A 21,795-nucleotide genomic window follows, 5' to 3' on the forward strand; every position below is an offset into this window, starting at 1 on the left:
CGACCCGGGAGGTGCCATGCTCGATCACGCCACCCTGCAAGCGGTCGGCAACCGGCTGCACGAGCGATTGCCGATCACCCCGCTGGTGCCGGACCATGCCCTGAGCGACCGCCTCGGCCGACGGGTCTGGCTGAAGCTGGAATCCCTGCAGCGCACCGGCTCCTTCAAGGCCCGGGGCGCGCTGAACTGGCTGCTCACCGCCTCCGCCGAGGAGCTGGCCGGGGGCCTGGGCGCCGTCTCCGCCGGCAACCATGCCCTGGCGCTGGCGTGGGCGGCCGGCCGGGACGGAGTGCCGGTGACCATCGTCATGCCCGAGGATGCCAGCGCCTACAAGGTGGCGGGCTGCCGCGCCCTGGGCGCCGAGGTGATCCTCCACGGCGACATCAACGCCGCCTGGGAACTGATGCACCGCCTGGTGGAGGAGCGCGGGCTCACCCTGGTGCATCCCTACGACGACGAGCGCATCATCGCCGGCCAGGGCAGCGTCGGCCTGGAGCTGCTCGACCAGGCTCCCGAGGCGACGGCGGTGCTCTGCCCCATCGGCGGCGGCGGGCTGATCTCCGGCATCGGCCTGGCCACGGCGCCGCGCCGCGAGCGGCTCGCCCTCATCGGGGTGGAGCCGATCGGTGCGGCCAGCATGGCCCACGCCTGGGCCCAGGGCGGCCCGGCCCGGCTCGAGCGGCTCGACACCCTCGCCAAGAGCCTGGCCGCGGCGATCGTCGGCGAGCACACCTATTCGCTGTGCCGGGCCCAGGTGAGCGCGCTCGCCCAGGTCAGCGAGCACGACCTGGAGCGCGCCATGCACCACCTGCTCTATGACGCCAAGCTGATGGCCGAACCCGGCGCCGCCGTTGGCATCGCCGCCCTGCTCGCCAGGCATGGCCCCGCGCTGCCGCCGGAGGGCGATGTCGTGGTGGTGGTCAGCGGCGCCAACCTGGGGCCGGAGGAACTGCGCGACTACACCTGAGCGCCGGGGCTCGCGTATCCTGGCCGGCGTCACGCCAAGGGAGACCGTCATCATGTGGGACCAGCAGGAGATCCGCCTCGCCCCGCGCGAGCGGGGCTTTCACCTGATCACCGACGAGGTCGTACGCGCCCTGCCCCGGCTCGCCGACTGCCGGGTCGGGCTGCTGCACCTGCAGCTGCTGCACACCTCGGCCTCGCTGACCCTCAACGAGAACGCCGACCCGGACGTGCGCCACGACCTGGACGCCTTCCTGCGCGACCTGGTGCCCGGCGACCTGCCCTACTTCCGCCACACCCTGGAGGGCCCGGACGTACGGGTTATATAAGGCGCTCATTACGGATATGGACATATAGTGGTATATGGACACCATCATTTGGGTGTCACTCAATCAGTTTGTCCCATCCTTGTCTTCTTCTTGGGGAGCTTGAAAGGGATCTCTGCCATGTCCACGTTTAAGAAGCCGATTGCCATGGTAGCGGTATGCTTCCTCTAGCCACTGCTCGTCCAATTCCGGGGCATCGTCTTCGTCCCACCAAGTGCTAGCGGAATCATTATCATCTTTAGCCACAAACCCTCCTTTTTTAAACGCTTTCACCAAGATACTTTCAACTCCAGAATTCACTACACAGCAAACCGAAAATTCAAGGAAATAAGTCAAATAGCTTTTCAATAATAACTATTTAGAATCATTGTGCTTCCTAGCTTGATCTTCATTATCCCATAAAACAAAATACCCACCCTTAGGCAAATCTTCATACGACTCAGTTCCCTGCGCACCAACCAGGGCACCCATAGAATGAATCGGATAAACCTGCTGCCATAGATTGTCTAGCTTTACAAACGTCATCCCTAACGCGTCCTCGTACATTGACCGCGTTCTTTTGTGATTAGGAAAAACCCACCAAACATATGGATAACAGATCTCGCTCGAATACTTGCCTGCGAGCATTTCCTCAAGAAGATCTCGCAAACTTAAATCCTGATGCTCACTAATTATCTTTTCAGCTATTTTCAAAGCATGAGGGTTTCCCCATCCATCATGGACTGTGATGTTAGACATCATCTTGACAGGTAACACTGGGCTGGGGACGCCTTTAACCCAAGGCACAGAGCTTTTAAATCGAGATGGCAGCCTGAGCTTATGCTCATTCTTTACAAAGCCTGCTGAATTCAAAAAATCTGTCCATTTTTTCTCAGCGCCTGATAACATCTTTTTTTTCATATTCCCATCCTGCATTGGGCTATTATTCTATAGCTTTCCGAAAAACACTACGCAATAAGCTCATGGAGTGTTTTCTCAAATCCACCATCATCAGTCCCTAACACCACATTGAATATGATGCGGCTCAGGGAAGACTGAGGAAGATTATAGTTCCTGTTAAACAGCTTCACATCCCAGCCATTGGCCAAAGCCCGCTCCATGTTCCGTGAGATGTTTCCTACGACCGAGTTAGCTGCCTGCCTTTTGCTGATAGAACTTCTCATATAATAGGCGGCTGCGTCCTTAGCGGCTCGCCAAATGAAGTTGTAGACCTGGGCCACACTGAACTTCTCTAAGCACTGGCTTAGAACCTGCCGAGTTTTCTCCCCCGGCGACAGGTACAGCTGATGATCCTCAAGAATAACCTTCAAAAAACCGAGGCATTCATTCAGTTGGACCTCCTTGCATAGCGTTATGAATTCCGGCGCCTGTCGGAAGCTTTGTGCGGTTTCCTCATCAAAAAACTCATTGATCAGCGCCGTGATCTGATCAGCGTCTAAAGCAATGTTAAACGCGCACTCACCAAGATCGATACTGAACCGATCATCTTCCTGAAGTTCGACCGCTTCAAGACGCGTATCCAGGCAGATTAACAGTAGGTGGTCGTCAATCAAGTGCCGAAGGACTTTGTGGTCATAGACAAAATCTGGCGACAGGGTACAAGCGGGATAATCATCTAGCGGCTCAATGATACTGAAGTTTTCATCGCCTAGCGCCTGAATCGCAGCTAACAGATAGATTTTGCTGGTCAGGCCCAGCGTTTTTAGATCTGGCATGTTGTTTTCCGCCGACTGCCGCATTTTCAGGATCAAGTCCCTCTTCTTGTCGGCGATGGCTTGGCGCTCAGCGTCCATACATGCTTTGCAGACCCGATTCTGAAGCCAGCGACGCTCCTGGTATTGACTGCGCGTGCCAAAGCGGTACGGCTGTTTGCAACGCCCACAGCAGATGTCTTCCCGCCATACGAAGGCGTACTGCTCGACGTACTTGCTGACCACATGGGGCTTCATCCCATGAGTGGACGCAATCTCGCGTATCTTGAACGCAAACTCGCCTTCCTCAGTCTGTCGCCAGTAGTCCGCGCAAATGCGAGCGTTCTGCTCGTCATCAGTGAGAATCTCCAACTGCATCCAGGCCACTCCAAATGGGAATCATAGTCCGTGGAATTGTATGCAGTGGGCCGTGATAGTTCCATCCTTTGGATGGAGCGAAATAGATGCGGGACGAGAAGCTGGTGGCATTCGGCCAAAGAGTCCGAGAGCTTCGAAAAAACAAAGGGTTATCTCAAGAGGCCATGGCGGCACTGGCCGGGGTGGATCGTAGTTATATGGGCCACATCGAGCGCGGTGAGAAGAACATCACCCTGACCAAGATCTACCAGATCAGCGAAGCCCTCGGCATCGAGGTAGCCGACCTCTTCCCCCGCACCGTAACCCCTAGCGTGTCTTCTTCGGATTGACGAGCCCTCGTCGCTTCTTCCTGAGCTGCGCTTTCATCCAGTGGCCCGCCTCACGCATCTCATCACGGAGATCCTGAAGCTCCTGCGCGCTGAGACGCCGAAACTGACCGTGCTCCCCGGCATCCGGCTCACCCGATCCGTGCGCCATACCTGCCTCCCTCAATCGATCAATCGACTTGCCATGTCATCCAGCCTGGCCTTGATGCCCTCCCACTGCGGCATCACCTGCCCCATCAGGCGATAGAAGCGCTCGCTATGGTTATGCTCCGCAATGTGACACAGCTCATGCAGGATGACGTAATCTACGCATTCCCGCGGCGCCTTCACCAGGTGTGGATTCAGCGTCAGACGCCCTTGAGGCGAGCAGCTTCCCCAGCGCGTTTGCATGGCCTGCACCCGCATCGGTGGCCGCTCAGAGACCCAGAGCGCCTGTTCCAGCATGGCGTCGAGACGCCGCCCAAACACCTCACCCGCACGCTCCCGATACCAGCGTGCCAGTAGCTGTTTGACCTTGTCAGGCCGCTTATGGCGAATGCGCACCTCCAGCCGACCGCGTAGCAGCTTGACACCTTGCCGCTCCGTCAGCGTCTCGATCACTTTCAGAAGGTGCTGCCTGCCCAGGTAGTAATGGCTTTCGCCACTCACATAGCGGCGCGGGATCACGTATTCATTCTGAGCGCGAAACTGGCGCAGCTGTTGATAGATCCACCGCGCCCGCTGCCGGACTGCATCGAGCACCTCATCGTCACTGGCTTCCCGTGGGGCCAAGGCTTCGACCCGGGTATCTGGATGGACCTTGATCAGTACCCGATTGATGCCTTGGGACCGGGCAAGGCGCCGGATGGTGATACATTCGTCGCCATAACGTAAAAACAGCTCGCGACCATAGGGTGCGGCATTAGAGATCATCACGCTCATTACGTTGCCAACCCTACTCGGGTGATCTGAACAATGCTCTCCACGATCTGCTTAGCTTGATCCATGCCCGCGCCCACAGACTTGCACTGCCTGAATACCACCGGTAACAGTTGCTTGCGTATTGCGGCTTCGATGTTCTGCGGATTGATGGAGTGAACGGCTACCGCGTCGTCGACCACCTCACAGGCCTCGAATGCCAGGTTGATCCAGAGTTGCTGAACCTGGGAATCGTCACTGGACAGCACCTTGGGCAAGGCCTGCTTGAAGACACCATACACCGCCTGCGCATGCCGATTACCCTGAAAAGCATCAGGCAGTTCATCTAGTCGGCGCTCGCTGACCTGCTGCTCGAACTCCTTGAAAAGAAGATATTGTTTCAAGGGGTGGTCGAACAGCTTCTCAGCCTCCTCGATGGCCTGGCGCAGAAGCGCCGAGAAGGCTTCCTGGGCGTAAGGGTCATCCTTGAGGTCCTGCTCGATCATCTTGGTGACCCGAGTCTTGATGATATCCGTCTCGTTGCGGGTCTTGTCCTCGCTCCACTCTTCTGGCGCCTGCTGTGCTCCCATACGACTAACTTCGTAGGCCCCGTCCGCTTCCTGGATATCGACACCTACCACATGGCGATCCAGCAGCTTCTTGACCTGCTCCACGTAGTCGTCGTAGTCCACGGACTCGCCTGCGTCCTGCTTGACCAGCTGGCGAAGGCTGGAGAACTGCTTGAGAGTGTCCTTGTAATGACGACGATCGTCGTCGGTGAAACTCGAATCCTCGAAGAAAGTGGATGATTGCAGGGCGACCTTCAGGCAGCTGGCAAAGGCCGTCAGCGCCTCATAGAAGTCTTCACGCACCTTCTGGTGCACATCGACCAGCTCAGGCTTAGCGCCCGGCAAAGCCGACTCCAGAGTCTCCATGCGCGGTACCAGTACTTGGCGTAGCTGTTCGATGTCCTGCTTGTTCTTCACGCCATCGAAGATCGCCCATAACTGCGTATAGAGCTGCGGCAGCCGCTTGTACTCCGTACCCATGGAGTGATAAAGCCCCTCGATATCGTTGATATCGAAGCCTCCCTGAGTGCGTGAAGCCAGGTCCTGATACTGGGCGATGGTGGTATCCAACTCGGCCAGAATGCCGCGATAGTCAATCAGGAAGCCAAAACGCTTCTTGTCATGCAGGCGGTTCACACGAGCAATAGCCTGGATCAGGTTATGGGACTTAAGCGGCTTGTCGATGTAGAGCACTGCATTCTTCGGCTCATCGAAGCCAGTCAGCAGCTTGTCGACCACAATCAACAGCTTGAGGTCATCATCCTTGTTGAAACGCTCTATCAGGCTGCGGGTGTAAACCTGTTCCTCCTGGTTGCCGACATTGTCCTTCCACCACTGCTGCACCTCCGGCAAGGTGGTTTCATCCACCTCGGTGTTACCTTCACGGGTGTCCGGTGGGCTCATCACCACCGCCGACTCGAACAATCCAGCTTCGTCCAGGTACTTCTTGTACTTGATGGCTGAGCTCTTGCTGTCGCATGCCAGTTGGCCCTTGAGGCCCTCCGGCACATGCTTGACGAAGTGGTTGGCGATATCGAGTGCAATCAGACGAATACGGTCATCGGCGCTGTAGATCTGCCCCTTCCTGGCCAGCTTGCGTTTGAGGTCGGTCTTCTGAGCGTCTTCCAGCCCTTCGGTGATCCGCTCGAACCAGGCATCGATGGCCCGCTCGTTCACATCCAGATCGGGAATACGCTCCTCATAGAGCAACGGGGAAACCGTCTTATCCTCTACAGCACGCTGCATGGTGTAGGCGTGAACGATGGGGCCGAATTTGTTAGTGGTTCGGTCCTCCTTCAGCAGGGGGGTGCCCGTAAAGGCCACAAAGGCGGCATTGGGCAACGCCTGTTTCATGCGGATATGGTTCTCGCCGCCTTGGCTACGGTGCCCCTCATCGATCAAGACGATGATGTCCGAGCTTTCGTTGTGGCACTCCGGCAGCTTGGTCGCGGAGTTGAACTTCTGGATCAGCGAGAAGACGATGCGCTCGTTGCCCTTGCCAATCTGTTCGGCCAGGCGTGTGCCAGAGGTTGCCATGGCCGCAGCCTTGTCCTTCTTGGTGGCCAGCTCGCCACCGGACGTGAAGGTGGCACTCAACTGGCTCTCAAGATCGATCCGGTCGGTGACGATGACCAAGCGGCACTGCTTGAGCGACTCGTGCAGGATCAGTGCCTTGCTGAGAAACACCATGGTGAAGGACTTGCCGGAGCCTGTGGTATGCCAGATGACACCACCTTCTCGTCCACCATCCGGACGTCTGGTGTTGATTCGCTCGATCAGCCGCTTGATACCAAACACCTGCTGATAGCGAGCAACGATCTTCCCGGCCTTCTTATCGAACAGGGTGAAGAAGCGCGTCATCTCCAGCAGACGCCCCGGTGAAAGCAGACTGATAAGGAGCCTGTCCTGGCCGGTCACGGCCAGTTCGCCGCCCTGCAGGCGCTGTTCGTACCATTCGCGGTCTGCTGGTGGACGATGACTGAAGAGCGCATCAAGTTGCTGCGCCGAGAGCGGGGCATTCTTGAGCGCATGCATCTCGGCTTCCGAAATGTCTTCCTCACTCCAGGTCGCCCAGAATTTCTCTGGTGTATGGCAGGTGCCATAGCGACCCTCATGCCCATTGATCGAGAACAGAAGCTGGCTGTATGCGAAGAGTTGGGGAATCTCGTCATAGCGCTGGTTACGTAAGCACTGAGAAATGCCCTCGTGCAGAGTTGGCCCCTTGTGAGACTGGCCGTCGGGCCGTTTGGCCTCAATCACCGCCAGGGGGATACCATTTACGAAGCAGACGATATCCGGCCGGCGCGTATCCACGCCTCCCGAGCGAGCAACGCTGAACTCCTCTGTGAAGTGAAAGATGTTATTCTCTGGGTTATCCCAGTCAATTAGCGCTACAGTCGGGCTGGCCTTACGGCCATCTACGAACTCGGTTACCGAGATACCGTAAAGCAGGTGATTATAGAGTTTCTCGTTAGCGGAAAGAAGCCCCTCATTCAATGCGGGCGTACACACCTCAGCAACCAAATTGTCGACCGAATTTTGGGAAAGAGCATGCGTTGCACCGCCAAAGACAAAGCGACGTTTCCCAAGCTCTTCACGCAAAATATTTTTCAATACTACTTCATCATATTGGCCACCGCGAGCAGCCAAGGCAAATTCGGGAGAAAGAAAGCCCCACCCTTGCTGTAACAATAATGTTAGCGCGGGGAGTTTAGCGCTGAACTCTTCTTGAAACCTTGGAGAATCCATTTTCATCCCCACCCCTGCATATAAAGTTATTTAAAATGGAAGCTATAACAAGCACACGAGAAAAGCTAACGACAAACATAGCTTATAAGGTCAGAGAAATAAATCCCAGATAAAAAAATAACAACCAAGACAAATAGCAAGAATGAGAGCGGAACTTTGTCTCTAAAAAAACGGAATCTTCTCTGCTCAGCAACCCAGTCAATCTGGAGCTCCCAGAAAAACTTATAATGAGCGTACCAATTGCTGAACATTATCTGCTTGCTTATACTGAGCGAATAAAACTCCTCTTCAATTTCAGAAAGTTCCTTTTGATAACCAGAACCATCCTCTGACTCATCCATGGCTTTGACATTAAAATAGAGAGCTTTTAACCTATAGTAAAGCTTAGTTATACCAACTCCGGCTTCAGCATACTCCTTCTTCTTACTATCATTCAAAGAAACATAGAGACCCACAACGCCTAAAATTATAAAAACAGAGGAAACAAGCTTGTTTGATATATCATCAATTGCAAGAGCGATAATACCAAAGGCCAACGAAATAAAACTAATGAACCCCGGCGTCTTTTCGACTATATCATAGGTGGCAAAATGCTTTTTTGCCCCAAAACCAACATCATAACCTTTTTCTGCAATGCTTCTTAACAAATCATTTTTTTTCACCATTAACTCCTACTGGATAGGCACATCAATTTTTGATTTCGCAACAACCACTCCGTCTTTAACAGCATAGCATTCGACTAGGTGCTCTCCTTTAAAATCAGTAGATTCAGTTTTTTTCATAGAGCCGTCGTCATCTTCTATCTGCCCCCTGATGCAATCTCTTTTTTGTGCTTCTTCACCTCGATTCAAGACCTTCCATTTTAATGAAAATGGGTGTGGGACATCATGAGAAACCACTTTAAAGTTAAGTCTCTTCTGCCGCCGAAGGGGCAGCCCTTTCATAATAATATTAATTAGCGAATTCTCTCTAAAGCCATTTTGAGAAACGTCACAGTCCAAAGAAACAGTAAACTTAATGTCTTCGGGATACGTATCTTCAATAAATTCTTCAGTGTTTCGCCACCCCCTTCCTGCTTTGGCCACAGCTTCTTGAACGCCCTGCTTAGCAGGAAAGCTTCTTCCGTACACTTTCTTCCACTTATTATTTTCAGATTCAGTTCCCCTTGCATCTATCGCTTTTAAGCACAAGTTGTAGGCTTGCCTTGCTTTCTTCTGGAATTTTTTCTTTACTTTTACATTCTGATTACTACCTGGAGCCTTATAAATATCCTGACAAGGTTGCTCGGCCAAGTAGTTAAAAAAGTCTCTACTCAAATAGTCAAAATAAAGAAAACTTTTATTATCATAGAATGACGTTGACTTCATAAAGTTATAAGCAAGCGTGTCAATTAGAAGCCCTCCCATCGCTACGCCATGCTTGTTTTTCCAAGCACGACCCATCTTACACAATAAACGCAAATTCCTATTTTTTTGCTCGTTTAATTTTTTTATTTCCCGCATTTCCTGTCGGGGCTTAGTAATTTTCCAGCTTCCACCATTGTAAGTGTCTGGATACTTGAAAAAGCTGCCTCCATCATCAAAATTCTCAAAGACAGGCTGAACCTCAACGTGGAAGTCTTTATATGTGACTGTAACAACCAAGCGATCAACTCTAATATTTGTACTCGGATACCTAGCTTTAATTGCATCCTTAACATCAGTCAACAGCTGGGTCTGCTGCCCATTCTTATAGGTATCCCATGCTCCTTTTGGCATTATATAAAGCATATCAAGATCTGAGATGCCTTTGATGCCGGTATAACGCCCATATGAACCAACTCTCAGTGAGTTTGCCTCTTTGGACTCGGAGTCTCTAAACTTCTTATTTAGGCTAGCAGTGATTTCACCATAGCGACTACTAATCCGCTCGGCGTTATCAACCTTTAGATTGTCTAAAAAATCTTTAAACATATCAGAAACTGACATTCACACCTCGCCAACTTTTTCACATTGAAAATCACCAGAATCCACTCTCCGCTTACCTGTCAAAAGCTGCTGCATTAAAGCATTTCTTTCATGTTTGATGCACTCAACCTTTTTCTTGACAACTTCAATCTCTTGATTGGCGACAGAGAGCGCGGTAGCAATTTTTTCCTGTTCTTCAAGACAAGGAATCGCAAACCTGAATTCACATAAATTTCTAAAATACAGTCGAGTTCTTGTACCGCCTTGCTTTTGCTGAATCGCAAACCTTTTAAAGGCATCGCCATGATTTAATTGAGCTTCTAGAAAATCCTTATCAACCCCACTTGCGGAGAAGACAGGATACTCTTTGCTAATAGCCCCCTTTTCCCACTCTCGATTCAAGTTGAACTTAAAAATTAAATCATCACTCATATGCCTATATGTAAAATAGCCAAAAGGTATGACACCATACTTCCCTTCATTTATAACTGAGCGCTCTTGCTCATAGAGACCGTCCCTAGAAGAAGTCAGTATCGGCAATTTTGTTGAAGCAGGCACATATTCTTTATGTAATCTCAAAAAATTACCGACTTTCTCTTCCTTCCAAGCCGGAAACCCTCTTCCAGACTCAGAATTAAATCTACGCTTTCCGTTAAGCAGCTGTTGTAGTAACCCCCTCTTCTGCTGGCGACTATTAGAGAGAAGCCTTTCGCAAGTACGGACAGCTTCATCCCATGTGTAGATGACTTGAGCGATTTTCTTTTGCTCATCAAGCGGGGGAACAAGAACAACCTGCTCGGTCACATCACTTTTTTGCACATGAACAAGGGTAGACTTAAAACCATGTGCTTTCTCTTCAACACGCTTGGTAACTGATAGCATGGCAAAGTAAAGCCAAGTATGATCAACTTTTAATTTAGGCTCAACACGAAAAATGTGTTGATTAAGGACACCTTTTGGCCCTTTCCAAAGCTTGGCGCCAAATGAAACTCCTTTAGTCCCAGCCCAAGCAAAAAGTATATCACCTGGATTCACAAGCCACTGCTTTTTTATGGCACCATCATAAAAATTAAAACTCTCGGAACCGTTTAAATTTTGAATGCGAATTATCGGCAGCCCACAATCAGACCAATCTTGGGATTTAAACCCATGCCCATTGATGAAAGTGCATATGTCTCCAACGCTTTTAACATGCCACCCCTCAGGCACCATAGCCCAGCTCCTCTAAATACTGCTCCATTCTACCTTCAAGATCAGTAAGCTGAGACTGTAGCTTCTTTCGTTCGTTACGCACGGCCATCAGGTCAATTTCTTCCTCTTCCTCAAAGGTATCTACGTAGCGCGGAATATTGAGATTGTAGTCATTTTCTTGGATCTCCTCGTGGGTTGCCAGATGCGCATACGTATCTACGCTGACTCGCTCACGGTAGGTAGCAACAATCTTCTGAATATTGCTTTTCGTCAGAACATTCTGATTCTTGCCGGGTTTAAACTCACGACTAGCATCAATAAAAAGAACAGAATCATCTTTTTTATTCTTTTTAAAGATTAGAATCGCAGCTGGAATACCTGTGCCGTAAAACAATTTCTCTGGCAAGCCAATTACGGCATACAATAGATTCTCTTCGATTAACTTCTTACGGATCCTCCCTTCGCTTGAGCCACGAAAAAGTACGCCATGGGGGACTACCACTCCCATACGACCAGAGGCAGGTTGCAATGTCTCAATCATATGCTGGATGAATGCGTAATCACCCTTGGTCTTTGGGGGGACTCCACGACGGAAACGGCTGAATTTGTCGTGAACAGCCTCGTCATGACCCCACTTATCGAGACTAAACGGAGGATTAGCAGTAACTATATCGAATAACTTTAGCTCACCATTATTATCTAGCAAAAGTGGGTTCTGTATTGTATCGCCCCACTCAACCTTGTGGTTGTCTTCGCCATGCAAGAACATGTTCATCTTGCATAGCGCCCATGTGGAGTTAATCGACTCTTGACCGTAAAGGGCATATTCACGGCTTCCGTAATTTTCTACAACCTTGCGTCCACATTTCATTAGCAGCGAACCGGAGCCACAAGCAGGGTCACAGATGGTATCACCCGGTTGAGGGTTCAATAGCTCAGCAATCAAATCCGACACTTCTGGTGGCGTATAGAACTCACCAGCCTTCTGGCCACCGTAGGCAGCGAAGTTCTTGATCAGGTACTCATAAGCGTTACCGATCACATCCAAAGAGCCAACACGGCTCGGCTTCAGATTGAGCTCAGGTTTGGCAAAATCTTCAAGAAGATGGCGCAGAGTCGTATTCTTCTGCTTTTCTCCACCAAGCTTGTCGGTATTGAAGGAGATATCCTGGAATACGCTTTTGCTTGCGTCCTTGAGCTTGGTGCCATTCGCTTCCTCGATGGCGTGCAGGGCGCGGTCGATCCGCTCGCCATTGCCTGGCTCGTGTCGGTGCTCCCAAAGTGTGTAGAAACTGGCATCACGTGGCAGGACGAAACGCTCGTTCTTCATCAACTCCTCGATCAGCTCCGGCTCATCACCATAGTCGGCTTGGTAGCTATCGTAGTGGTCCTGCCATACATCCGAGATGTACTTCAGAAACAGCATCGTGAGGATGAAATCTTTATAGGTGTCCGCGCTGATGGTGCCGCGAAACGTATCGCAGGCCGCCCACAGGGCCTTGTTGATACTGTCCTGGTTGATTTGCTCGCTCATTGAGTCATGTCCTGTCATGGGTTGCGTTCATCCTGATGGCCCAGCAGATCAGCGGCCAGTGCCGACTGCAATGCCGAATTAGCGGCCAGTTGTTCATGCAGCAGCCTGCGCTCCTGCGACAGCGTATCGATCAGCCCGACCCACTGGTGCTGCCGCTTGAGCGGAGGAACGGTAATGGGCAGCGATTCCAGTACACGACGCCGGATGCTTTTGGTCAGACTGCCTTCGGCGTTCTGCTCCAGGAAGCGCTGGCAAGGGCGCTGGTTGATCAGCCAACAAAGGTATCGGGGGAGAATCCGCTCCATCTGGGCTTTCACCACGTAGAAGTGCGGCGCCGCCACGCAGTGATCCTCGGCCTGAGAGTCCACCTCGATTGCGTAGTAGTGGCTGCCTCGCGCAGCCACAAGCAGGTCGCCCGGCTTGAGCCAATTCGGCGCTCGCTTGCCGGTGAGTGCAGTGCGGGTGCAAGAGGCCCAATCGATGCCGCCATCCGCGATGTCTCGCATCTGCACCACCAGAGCCTCCCCTTCCGGCAAGTCGGCAATCTTGCCCCGGAACGGGTAGCCCGCTTGGATACTTGCTAGGTCGCCCAGCTGCATATCGATCTCGTTTCATCGTCAATGATGCAGAATACTGGTTTGCCTTCTCACTCCTGTCAAGCTATTTTCGTCTCATCGCCATTGATGCAATAAAAAGGTGCATGGTAGTGAAGGCTTCACCGACACAGGTGCGCGTTGAGGTACTGCGCAAGCTGGACTGTTACCAGCCGTCCGTCTCCCAAAGTCCCAGCCCAGAGGCATGGCGGTGCTCCCCCCGTGATGGACGGCCCTTCTGGGCGGAGCGCCTTCAGAGCCATTTCCGGGACAATTGCTACCACTACCCGGTGGTGCTGGATCCGGACGGTAGCCCCTGGCAAGAAGCCAACCGCTACCTCTTAAGCCGGCTAGCTGACATCTCGCCGATCAGCCATCGCACCCTGGAGTCTATCGCTGGCGACCTCGCTCACTTTCGCCAGTGGCAGCTCGATGACGATATCGATTTCCTCAACGTCCCCGGACGCCCTCGTGCTCGCCCGACCTATCGCTACTGCGCTTTCCTGCATGACCTCGTGGGCTTTCACACCATCAAAGCCAGCACGGCCAAACGCCGCATGAGTACAGTGCAGAATTTTTATCGCTGGCTGGAGCATGATGGTGTTCGTTTCCCCCACCCCCTATGGGTCGAGAGTGACACGCGCCTCAGCTTCAAGGATGCGAAAGGCCTCCAGCACCAGAGGCAAGTCAAGAGCACTGACTTGACCCGATCGTTCCGCACAGCGCGACAAAGTCACGATTTCAGCGAATACCTGGAAGACGGCGGCAAACTGCGGCCACTGCCGAAAGACGAGCAGATAGCCTTAGTCGAGGCACTCCAGCGCATTGGCAATACCGAGATGACGCTGGCGTTCCTGCTCGCCTTGACGACAGGTGCCCGACTACAAACCATCTTCACGCTTCGCTCGAAGCATGTGGCCTCACCACCACGTGACGGCACCGTATCGAAGCGAATCAAGGTCGGGCATGGCACATTGATCAACACCAAGTATGGCAAGCAAATGACGCTACTTGTGCCAGTCTGGCTCTACACCAGGCTCCAGATCTACAGCCAATCACCGCGCAGATTGCAACGGGTGGCGAAAAGTCAGCACACCTATCCGGAGGTTGATGAGCAGTATCTCTTTCTGACCCGAGCAGGTCAGCCTTATTACATGGCCACAAGCGACCCTTTTGCGTTTCTATATCGCTCTCCGCCACGCGGTAATGCTGTGACTCAGTTCATTCATCAACAACTGATGCCAAACCTGAATCAGCATGGACATGATTTCACCTTTCGATTCCACGACCTCCGTGCCAGTTTTGGCATGAATCTTGTGGAGAGCCTGCTTGACCAACATAGCGAAAGACACGCTACCGATGAACAGCGGCCCGAGTTCTTTCAGACATTGATGTACGTGCGGGAGCGAATGGGGCATAGCCAACTCAGCACAACTGAGGGCTATTTGAATTACCGGAAGAAATTCAAGATCGCTAGCCACCTGCAAAGCGAGTTTGAATCCTTCTTGGAACAAATTGTTAAGGAAGAGTGACTCTATGGCCTGGATGGAGCGCAAAACTACAGTATATAAACTTTCGGACCTCCCCTTCGATACGCAAGGCAAGCTTACCCTGATTGCCCCGCACTTGGTTCGTGTCTATATTCCCGGTTACAAGTTCCCTATGGACGTTGGCTCCTGGTGTTATTCAGTCCGCAGGCGCAAAAGTGGCGATAACACAAGGGAGGAAAGTGTTATCAACCTAGTGGATACGGACAGTTACCGTACGGGTCGCAAGACATTTATCACTAACTACCTTGACTATCTCAGCCAGCATATTCGACTAGGCAAATCACCAGCCAGCCTCAAAACATCAGTCGGTCAATTTCAACGCTTTGTTAACTGGTGTGACGATAGCTACGTGCAAGGCTTAGACTCCCAACAGCATTATATCGATGCAGTTGGAGAATTCACCGAATATTTAATTGACCTTGTACGAAAGAGTCAGATGAATATCAATACCGCTGCCACTCTTCAGCTAGTGCTCTTCACTGCTGGTAGAAACATCTACTCTGATCGTTATGGTGATCTTTTCAGAGGTGTTAGAAAAATCAGTCGCTCATTTAGGGCGGTTAACATCACTGAAACACCTGAGCAGGAACAAGCACGATCGGCACTAAAGTTCTACACATCGTTATTCCACCAACTGTGTGACTTTGTCATTGACTTTGAGCGCTTCCCTAAGAGACTAGACTTTGAACATGGCTACTATTGGTTTTTCCCTACTCAGATGCCATTTGCGGGTCCCTCAAATATCGAGAAAAAAACTCAGAATGGGAAAAACTATAAAGCTTACGACTATATCAATGGAACGATATTCGGTGCTGAAGAAATAGCACAAAAAATGACACAGCACCGCTCCCAAGCACAAAATGCAAAGGTTGCTCGAAATAGAGCATTAACAAGAATCGATCAAGCCAATAATGATAAATACAGTATCCATAGGATGAGGGCCGCATCAATGGCCTTTCAGGCTTTCATGATGCTATTTTCTTCCAGCACGGGTATGAGCCTCGGGCAGTTCGCCTCCTTAGAGTGGTCAGACGACTACCAGGTCGGCATCGACCGGCAGGGATTTCGATCAATCAAGTATAGGGCAGGCGGAAGACCGGTTGAATTCTACATTGAGGCTAGGTTTCTCAACCTTTTCAGGAAAGCATTAAGGTTGCGTGACCACTTAATCAAAGGAACCGGAAGGGAAAGCTTTAACTATCTTTTCTTCTCCTTCAACGGGAAAGATATCTACCCTCTATCCATGAACCTATCAACGGACTTCCATCGAAGGCTTGAAATATGCTTCGACTTCAAAACCAAAATCACAACGCGTATGTGGCGAGCCCACAAGAGCAACTGGCTACTTGAAAAATCTGACTTAAACACCACCGCCACGCTATTACAGAACACACCGGAGACGGTGATAAAGCATTATTCTGAAGGCTCTGACGATCAAGCCAGCAAGGAGCTGACGAACTTTTTCACCAAGTTTAAAAGCGATATCATAATCTCCAATGAAAAGCCTACCAACTCTATCGCCACAGGGCAGTGTGTCGAACTTCACTCACCCACCCCCTCTTCAAGCTCACATATCCAGCCAGACTGTAAAACACCGGAAGGGTGTTTATTCTGCAAAAACTTCCGCGTTCACGCAGACACTATGGATTACAGAAAAATCTTAAGCCTCAAATACATACTTGAGCAGTCAAAGCATTTAGCTTTTAATGGTCATCACTTCGAGGAAGTTGTTCAACCGGCCGTAGATGCCATCAACAGCATAGCTTCACAGATAGAGGCATCGGGTAAGCTCTCCGAAGTTGATGCAAAAAAAATACAAAGCTCAATAAAAGACGAAGAGTTGTTGTCCAAATACTGGGCCAAGAAGCTTCAACTTATGGATGACCTAGAGTTAATATAATGAAAGCACAGGCCTACTACCCAAACTTTTCATCACTGGCCCAGGACATCGCCAGTGCGCCTGCCCCATTTACTCCAAATGAAGTGGGCCAACGTCCTCTTCCTGATTTTGTTGTATCAAAGACTCTTGAGGGCAAAACACTATCTATCTATTCAGATGACGTATGGGATTTTAGACCCTATCGCCTGAGTGGAAATACTGGCAATGCCAGATTCAATTTCAAAGTCTTCAGCAACAGTACAAAAGAAGAAGTCAAATGGCTGATGTTCCTCTTGTTATTTATGGTAGATTCTGGGCGAGCATCGGGTATCAGCATCAGCACCACGATGACATATTTCAAAGCAGTCAGAAGTCTGGCCAAATACTGCGAGAACCATGGGCTAACTATTAAAGAAGTGCTTCAGGCGGAAGACGAACTAACCAAATTTGTGGGCAAGATTACGACGAGAAGCCTTCTTACTGGTCTATCTTCCGTGTTATCTCATCTAATCACGCTACCAAGCGAAGCTTCGGAGTATAAAATATTATACAATTTCAAGTTCGAGACAGTAAAAAGAAGACTACACAGCTTGGGTGAAGACAACCAACATCCGGTGGTCCCCAACAGAATTTACTCAGAACTGATACAGCAGCTGGATGATTTCTTTGAAGATCTCCATGAGATCAAAGACCAGCTGCAAAGGTTCATTGAGTCAATCCTTGACTGTGACCGTTATGCACGCTCTCCAGCTTTACAAACAAAGATTGGCTATCGCACAAAAGATTTCAAACCTTTTTTCAAGGAAGCTGCGCAGGAACACGGCATCTGGGAGTACCTAGCCAAGTACAAAGTTAACAACATGCCTTCTCTGTCAACTTTTCTTACGCGAATTCAACATGGGGCTCGCATTATTTTACATATCTACACTGGTATGCGCAGCTCTGAATCGCTGAGCCTTCTAACTAACTCGCTAAAAGTATCTAATGGCACTTACAAACTTTTAGGGACAACCAGTAAGTTTGTGGGTCAAAAAAAGGGGGTTAGCTGGATCACCAGCCAAGAAGTAGAAAGAGCTTACGAGATTGCCGGCATGCTTGCCAAACTCGTTTCACGGAAGATCAAACTACCGTATCACGAAACCCCGCTATTCATATCAACAGGATATCTTTCACTTTTCACTCGGGTTGACTATGATGCTGTCAATATAATCATGGGTGATGCTTCAAGCAAATCTCATGAAATTTACAATTTTCTGGATCAAGATGCATTTAGGGTTACAGGAGACGATCTTAATGAACTTGAAAAAATAAACCCTTTTCGTGCCTGGGAAAGTGAGAAAGCCTTTTCAGTGGGCAGCATATGGCGATTCACGATCCACCAGTTCAGACGTTCGCTTTCATTCTATGTCGCTCAATCGGCTTTAGTTTCCCTACCCTCGCTAAAAAGACAGCTAAAGCACGTCAGTCGAGAAATGACCGTCTACTACTCCCAATCCAGCAGCCAAAGCTATGACGCCACTGCCCAAGAGCACATTTCTCAGCTTATCAAACGGGATAAACCAGAAGCAGACGCCATTGCCTACATTAGTGATGTTCTGAGTTCTGGGGAGCCTCTGTATGGGGCTCATGGCACCTTTATCGATCGAAAAAAACCTAGCAGCAACAAACAACTGGTCTTTTCGGATAGCAGGGAGGAGCTAATAAAACAGTTCAAAAAGGGTGAAATCGCGTATGTTCAAACACCATTGGGTGCCTGCACTACGGTTGCTCCCTGTGACCAGAAGCTGCTTCGTTCGATGACCTCCTGCCTAACGTGCTCTAGGTCAGTAATCAAACAGAGCAAGCTTGATCGTGTCATAGCCAGGCAACAATTGTTTGTTGACGAGCTTGAAGACACCGTTCCTGATAGCGTGGAGTTTCGCACAGAAAAGGAGGAACTTCGCCATCTCCTCGAATACAAAGAGCGCGTCATGAGCAAGGCAGGTGAACAATGAGTGCATTGAATGATTATTGGGAAGCGTTAAGTAGACTGCGTTCCAATACGCCGGTCAGGGTTCCCAAGAGCAGCCCCATCAACAAAGATACTGTAGCGCTTGAGGCTGGCCGAAAGCGGGGATCCATCAAGAAATCTCGTACTTCTTTTTCTGAGCTGATCGAAGCTATTGACAATGCTGCTGCTAACATCAATCACTCATACCAATCGATTGACAATCGGCTGAAAGCTGAGCAAAGTGCAAAGAACAACTACCGGGAACTCTACCACCAAGCTCTTAACCGTGAGCTGATGCTTATGGAAAGACTTGCTCAGCTTGAGAAAGAGATTGAAAGCCTAAAGAAAGTTGTTCCACTTCGAAAATAGGAGAACAATTGTGTGGATACAGAAAGAAATTACTTTGAAGCCCCGTTCTCGTGGCTTTCACCTGATCACCGATGACGTTGCACAGGCTATCGGCGACATAAAGAATATAAAAACAGGCTTACTGAGTGTTTTTATAAAGCATACTTCAGCTTCATTGACCATCAACGAAAATGCAGACCCGACTGTACGAAACGACTTTGAAAGCTTCTTTAATCGTGCAGTGCCTGAAGATGTACCTTATTACCAACACATATTTGAAGGGAGTGACGACCTTCCCGCACACTTAAAAAGCAGCCTCCTAGGACCCAGTGTACAGATTCCTATCTCTGATGGACGAATGAACATGGGCACCTGGCAAGGTATCTATCTATGCGAGCATCGCAATCATGGCGGTCCCAGAGAATTAGTAATCACCATACAGGGAGAGTAAGGAATGAAATCAAAGAAAAACCCCATAATTTACATTGGTGGCCCAGGCTATAGTTACGAACATTTTGAGCCAATGATCGAGAGTGTGAACACACACTTCCAAGAGATTCTTTCTTCACTGCATTTTGAAAACCAAGAAGGTGTTCGCACAAACATAGACTTATCTCTGGATGTTTTTAACCCGGAAAAGATTCGAGCTTATGCATGCCCAGTAGATACGAAAAACGGTTTTTACAAGATAGAAATGACAGCGGGGCTATCTTACCATATCTGGCTAGCCTCTCGTATTTTTGAGTCCAGCTTTAATTTCTTCCCTTGGCTGAAAGAATTGAAAATCATCGACAAGGAAAAAAGAAAGTCGGGAAGAAGAAAGCTGCTCGCAGATTTTTCTTACTACACCTGCAGCTACGCGATAATCTTACACGAGATTTCACACATTGTTCTTGGCCATACAGATTATCTTGAAGAAGTTACTGGCTATGGTGAGCTACATGAATTTGGCGAGAGCGGTTCAGCCATCTCAGAAGACGACTTCGAGATACGCCATGCCTTCGAAGCTGAGGCGGACCGTCAGTCCATAGAATTCTTGATGGTCTTTCTAGATGAAGCTCTCGGGCCTGATGGATTAGGTCGCCATATTCGTTTTCCAAATCGTCTTGCTGTGTATGAATTTTTGGTCTATTCATTAACCTCGCTGTCTACTTTACTACAGCAGCTAACTGGCGGAGCCCGTTCTGTCCATCCTATGCCTAATGAGAGGCAGTATATATTCCACTCTTCAATAACCTCTTACTTGCAGAGAACCAATCTCGTATCGGCTGAAAAAATATCTGACAGGATGCCTTTTTGGGCAATGCAGGCCGGGGAAAAACTTGGCCTTCGTGACTCTTCAGATGCTTTAAAGGCCATAGAGGTGGCTTTCAGTCTCAGCAGGGTAGATGATGTATTGAAAAATATAGATATAAAACGCTTCCAACATATAGCGCGCAACTAATAACGAAAAATCTTCTCTCGCTAAAGGAATGGTCATGAGTTTTAAAAAAAATCTCCCGAATATCGAACTCCCCAAAAAGTCATCTACAGCTTGGGTGGCTATAGCATTAGAAGAAATTTCCGAAGCCATTGATTTTATAGATCTTGGAGACGACTCCATGACTCCGATTCAAAAAATAATATGGGAGCGATATAAAAGGAGCACTGTGCAGTTCGCTCATGACATGATGTTAGCTGAAAAAAATATAAATGAGATTAAAAACAGACTCGGGGTCAAACCATGATTGTTCATAATAATGGCTAACACCATAGTGAACACACCGCATTACCTTTATCCTACCGAGGTTGAAAGAAATATGGACAGAAGTCAGTTAGCTAAGTCCATACGCCAAGACATCGATGTGGACATCCAGAAAATCTGCTTTCCAAGCAACCATGGGAGGTACAGGCGTCCATATGGCGTCCATCTCAGCCGTATGCGTGACATGCCCGCCCACGTGGCGGCGAGCCTGCTCGGCACCCAGCTGACCCTGGCGGTGCGCGACGGCCGCCTGGCGCTCGGCACCTGGCAGGGCATCTGGCTCGGCGAGCATCGCGACCGGGGCGGCGGCCGGCGGATGATCGCCACCCTGAACGGGCAGTAGGCGTCAGGTCCCGCGCCCCAGGCAGGCGATGAACCGTTCCGGCGACGCCTGTCCGCGAGGGTGCGGTGCTCCCTTCCTGGGGCGCCATTTCGCCTCTCCGGCGCTCCTCTCGTCTGGCATCCCGAGAAGGCTCCATGAGCGCGACGCCCCGCGCTCGGCGGGGCGTCTTGGAGGGGGGCGGGTCGATCAGCCCTGCCAGGCGTGGCCGGCGAAGGCCTCGTCCAGTTCCGGCTGGTTGAGATGGTTGGAGTAGTTGCTGAGCGTCTTCACGGCGAGCGCCAGCACCACCTGCAGCATGTGCCGCTCCGTGAAGCCGGCGTCCAGGAAGGCCTGGGCCTCGCCTTGCGACGGGCGGCCACGGCTCTCGAACATCGCCCGGGTGAAGCGGCTCAGCGCCGCCAGGCGGGCATCGGGGATCTCGCGGTCCTCGCGCAGGGCCCGGAGGGCGGCGTCCGGCACCTCGGAGACCTGGTCGGCCAGCATGCTGTGGGCCGACATGCAGTACTCGCAGCCGTTGAGCCGGCTGATGGTCAGGAAGACCACCTCCTGCTCGGCCGGCGAGAAGCCCGAGTCCTCGCGGAACAGCTGGTAGCCGTGGAGGTAGGTGTCGAGCACCCCCGGGGCCTTGGCCATGGACTCGTACATCCTGGGCACGAAGCCCAGGGCCTGCCTGGCCTGCTCGAGCAGCGGACGGGCCTTGCCGTCGGCGTCGTCGAGGGTCTGGGGAGCCTGCTGGATGCGATACTCGGTGCTCATCGTCTTGCCTCCTCGATGGGTGC

The 21,795-nt window shown here is 50.8% G+C and carries 19 protein-coding genes and 2 pseudogenes; 11 read left to right on the forward strand and 10 right to left on the reverse strand.

Features of this window, described 5'->3' with window-relative positions; all coding sequences use genetic code 11:
- Nucleotides 1-16: 16 nt before the first annotated feature.
- Both QC818_RS05525 and QC818_RS05530 read left to right on the forward strand, forming a co-directional pair.
- Nucleotides 17-967: a threonine ammonia-lyase gene (locus QC818_RS05525; protein WP_309651843.1), complete on the forward strand. Its 951-nt coding sequence runs from the start codon at nt 17-19 to the stop codon at nt 965-967.
- Between the two features lie 52 nt (nt 968-1,019).
- Nucleotides 1,020-1,277 (forward strand): annotated as a pseudogene (locus QC818_RS05530) (YjbQ family protein); the annotation flags it as partial.
- Between the two features lie 366 nt (nt 1,278-1,643).
- On the opposite strand, the gene QC818_RS05535 reads toward QC818_RS05530, so the two are convergent.
- The gene (locus QC818_RS05535; RefSeq protein WP_309651844.1) at nt 1,644-2,189 is read right to left on the reverse strand and encodes a hypothetical protein; all 546 of its coding nucleotides are present in this window, start codon (nt 2,187-2,189) and stop codon (nt 1,644-1,646) included.
- 47 nt (nt 2,190-2,236) lie between these two features.
- Nucleotides 2,237-3,358 (reverse strand): hypothetical protein, encoded by a 1,122-nt coding sequence (locus tag QC818_RS05540; RefSeq protein ID WP_309651845.1) that lies wholly within the window; start codon nt 3,356-3,358, stop codon nt 2,237-2,239.
- 86 nt (nt 3,359-3,444) lie between these two features.
- Here QC818_RS05540 and QC818_RS05545 point away from each other — a divergent pair, with 86 nt between their 5' ends.
- Nucleotides 3,445-3,687: a helix-turn-helix domain-containing protein gene (locus QC818_RS05545; RefSeq protein ID WP_309651846.1), complete on the forward strand. Its 243-nt coding sequence runs from the start codon at nt 3,445-3,447 to the stop codon at nt 3,685-3,687.
- 159 nt (nt 3,688-3,846) lie between these two features.
- Here the strand turns inward: QC818_RS05545 and QC818_RS05550 are convergent, their stop codons facing one another.
- Genes QC818_RS05550 through QC818_RS05580 form a run of 7 tightly spaced genes read right to left on the reverse strand, consistent with a single transcriptional unit; the run spans nt 3,847 to nt 13,168 of the window.
- Complete coding sequence (locus QC818_RS05550; RefSeq protein WP_309651847.1) at nt 3,847-4,605, reverse strand: M48 family metallopeptidase; 759 nt, start codon at nt 4,603-4,605, stop codon at nt 3,847-3,849.
- Nucleotides 4,605-7,904 carry a type I restriction endonuclease subunit R gene (locus tag QC818_RS05555; RefSeq protein WP_309651848.1) on the reverse strand — a complete coding sequence of 1,100 codons (3,300 nt, stop codon included), beginning with the start codon at nt 7,902-7,904 and terminating at the stop codon, nt 4,605-4,607. Before QC818_RS05555 ends, QC818_RS05550 begins: the two co-directional genes overlap by 1 nt.
- Before the next feature lie 59 nt (nt 7,905-7,963).
- Nucleotides 7,964-8,560: an SLATT domain-containing protein gene (locus QC818_RS05560; protein WP_309651849.1), complete on the reverse strand. Its 597-nt coding sequence runs from the start codon at nt 8,558-8,560 to the stop codon at nt 7,964-7,966.
- Nucleotides 8,561-8,569: 9 nt separating this feature from the next.
- Entirely contained in the window at nt 8,570-9,865 is a 1,296-nt protein-coding gene (locus tag QC818_RS05565; RefSeq protein ID WP_309651850.1) for a nucleotide-binding domain-containing protein, read from the reverse strand.
- Entirely contained in the window at nt 9,866-11,056 is a 1,191-nt protein-coding gene (locus tag QC818_RS05570) for a restriction endonuclease subunit S (RefSeq protein WP_309651851.1), read from the reverse strand. It abuts the gene before it with no gap.
- The gene (locus QC818_RS05575) at nt 11,046-12,569 is read right to left on the reverse strand and encodes a type I restriction-modification system subunit M (protein WP_275288338.1); all 1,524 of its coding nucleotides are present in this window, start codon (nt 12,567-12,569) and stop codon (nt 11,046-11,048) included. Before QC818_RS05575 ends, QC818_RS05570 begins: the two co-directional genes overlap by 11 nt.
- Nucleotides 12,570-12,583: 14 nt before the next feature.
- Entirely contained in the window at nt 12,584-13,168 is a 585-nt protein-coding gene (locus QC818_RS05580; protein WP_309651852.1) for a restriction endonuclease subunit S, read from the reverse strand.
- 107 nt (nt 13,169-13,275) lie between these two features.
- Between QC818_RS05580 and QC818_RS05585 the strand changes: the two genes are divergently transcribed.
- From QC818_RS05585 to QC818_RS05620, 8 genes and pseudogenes are all read left to right on the forward strand, one after another.
- The gene (locus QC818_RS05585; protein ID WP_309651853.1) at nt 13,276-14,694 is read left to right on the forward strand and encodes a hypothetical protein; all 1,419 of its coding nucleotides are present in this window, start codon (nt 13,276-13,278) and stop codon (nt 14,692-14,694) included.
- Between the two features lie 4 nt (nt 14,695-14,698).
- A complete protein-coding gene (locus QC818_RS05590) occupies nt 14,699-16,612 on the forward strand; it encodes a hypothetical protein (RefSeq protein WP_309651854.1) in 1,914 nt (637 codons plus the stop codon).
- The gene (locus QC818_RS05595; RefSeq protein ID WP_309651855.1) at nt 16,612-18,585 is read left to right on the forward strand and encodes a hypothetical protein; all 1,974 of its coding nucleotides are present in this window, start codon (nt 16,612-16,614) and stop codon (nt 18,583-18,585) included. Before QC818_RS05590 ends, QC818_RS05595 begins: the two co-directional genes overlap by 1 nt.
- Nucleotides 18,582-18,950, forward strand: coding sequence for a hypothetical protein (locus QC818_RS05600; protein ID WP_309651856.1), 369 nt, complete (start codon nt 18,582-18,584; stop codon nt 18,948-18,950). The genes QC818_RS05595 and QC818_RS05600 overlap by 4 nt, the downstream gene beginning before the upstream one ends.
- Before the next feature lie 10 nt (nt 18,951-18,960).
- Nucleotides 18,961-19,380 carry a secondary thiamine-phosphate synthase enzyme YjbQ gene (locus QC818_RS05605; RefSeq protein WP_309651857.1) on the forward strand — a complete coding sequence of 140 codons (420 nt, stop codon included), beginning with the start codon at nt 18,961-18,963 and terminating at the stop codon, nt 19,378-19,380.
- Nucleotides 19,381-19,383: 3 nt separating this feature from the next.
- Nucleotides 19,384-20,373: a hypothetical protein gene (locus QC818_RS05610; protein WP_309651858.1), complete on the forward strand. Its 990-nt coding sequence runs from the start codon at nt 19,384-19,386 to the stop codon at nt 20,371-20,373.
- Between the two features lie 34 nt (nt 20,374-20,407).
- Nucleotides 20,408-20,656, forward strand: a complete 249-nt coding sequence (locus QC818_RS05615) for a hypothetical protein (protein ID WP_309651859.1) — start codon at nt 20,408-20,410, stop codon at nt 20,654-20,656.
- A gap of 99 nt (nt 20,657-20,755) precedes the next feature.
- Nucleotides 20,756-21,016: pseudogene (locus QC818_RS05620) on the forward strand (YjbQ family protein); the annotation flags it as partial.
- 186 nt (nt 21,017-21,202) lie between these two features.
- Here QC818_RS05620 and QC818_RS05625 read toward each other — a convergent pair.
- On the reverse strand, nt 21,203-21,772 hold the full coding sequence (locus QC818_RS05625) for a carboxymuconolactone decarboxylase family protein (RefSeq protein ID WP_309651861.1): 570 nt from the start codon (nt 21,770-21,772) through the stop codon (nt 21,203-21,205).
- Nucleotides 21,773-21,795: the final 23 nt, after the last annotated feature.

The sequence above is a fragment of the Halomonas koreensis genome (assembly GCF_031451675.1).
Taxonomy (GTDB): Bacteria; Pseudomonadota; Gammaproteobacteria; order Pseudomonadales; family Halomonadaceae; genus Halomonas; species Halomonas koreensis.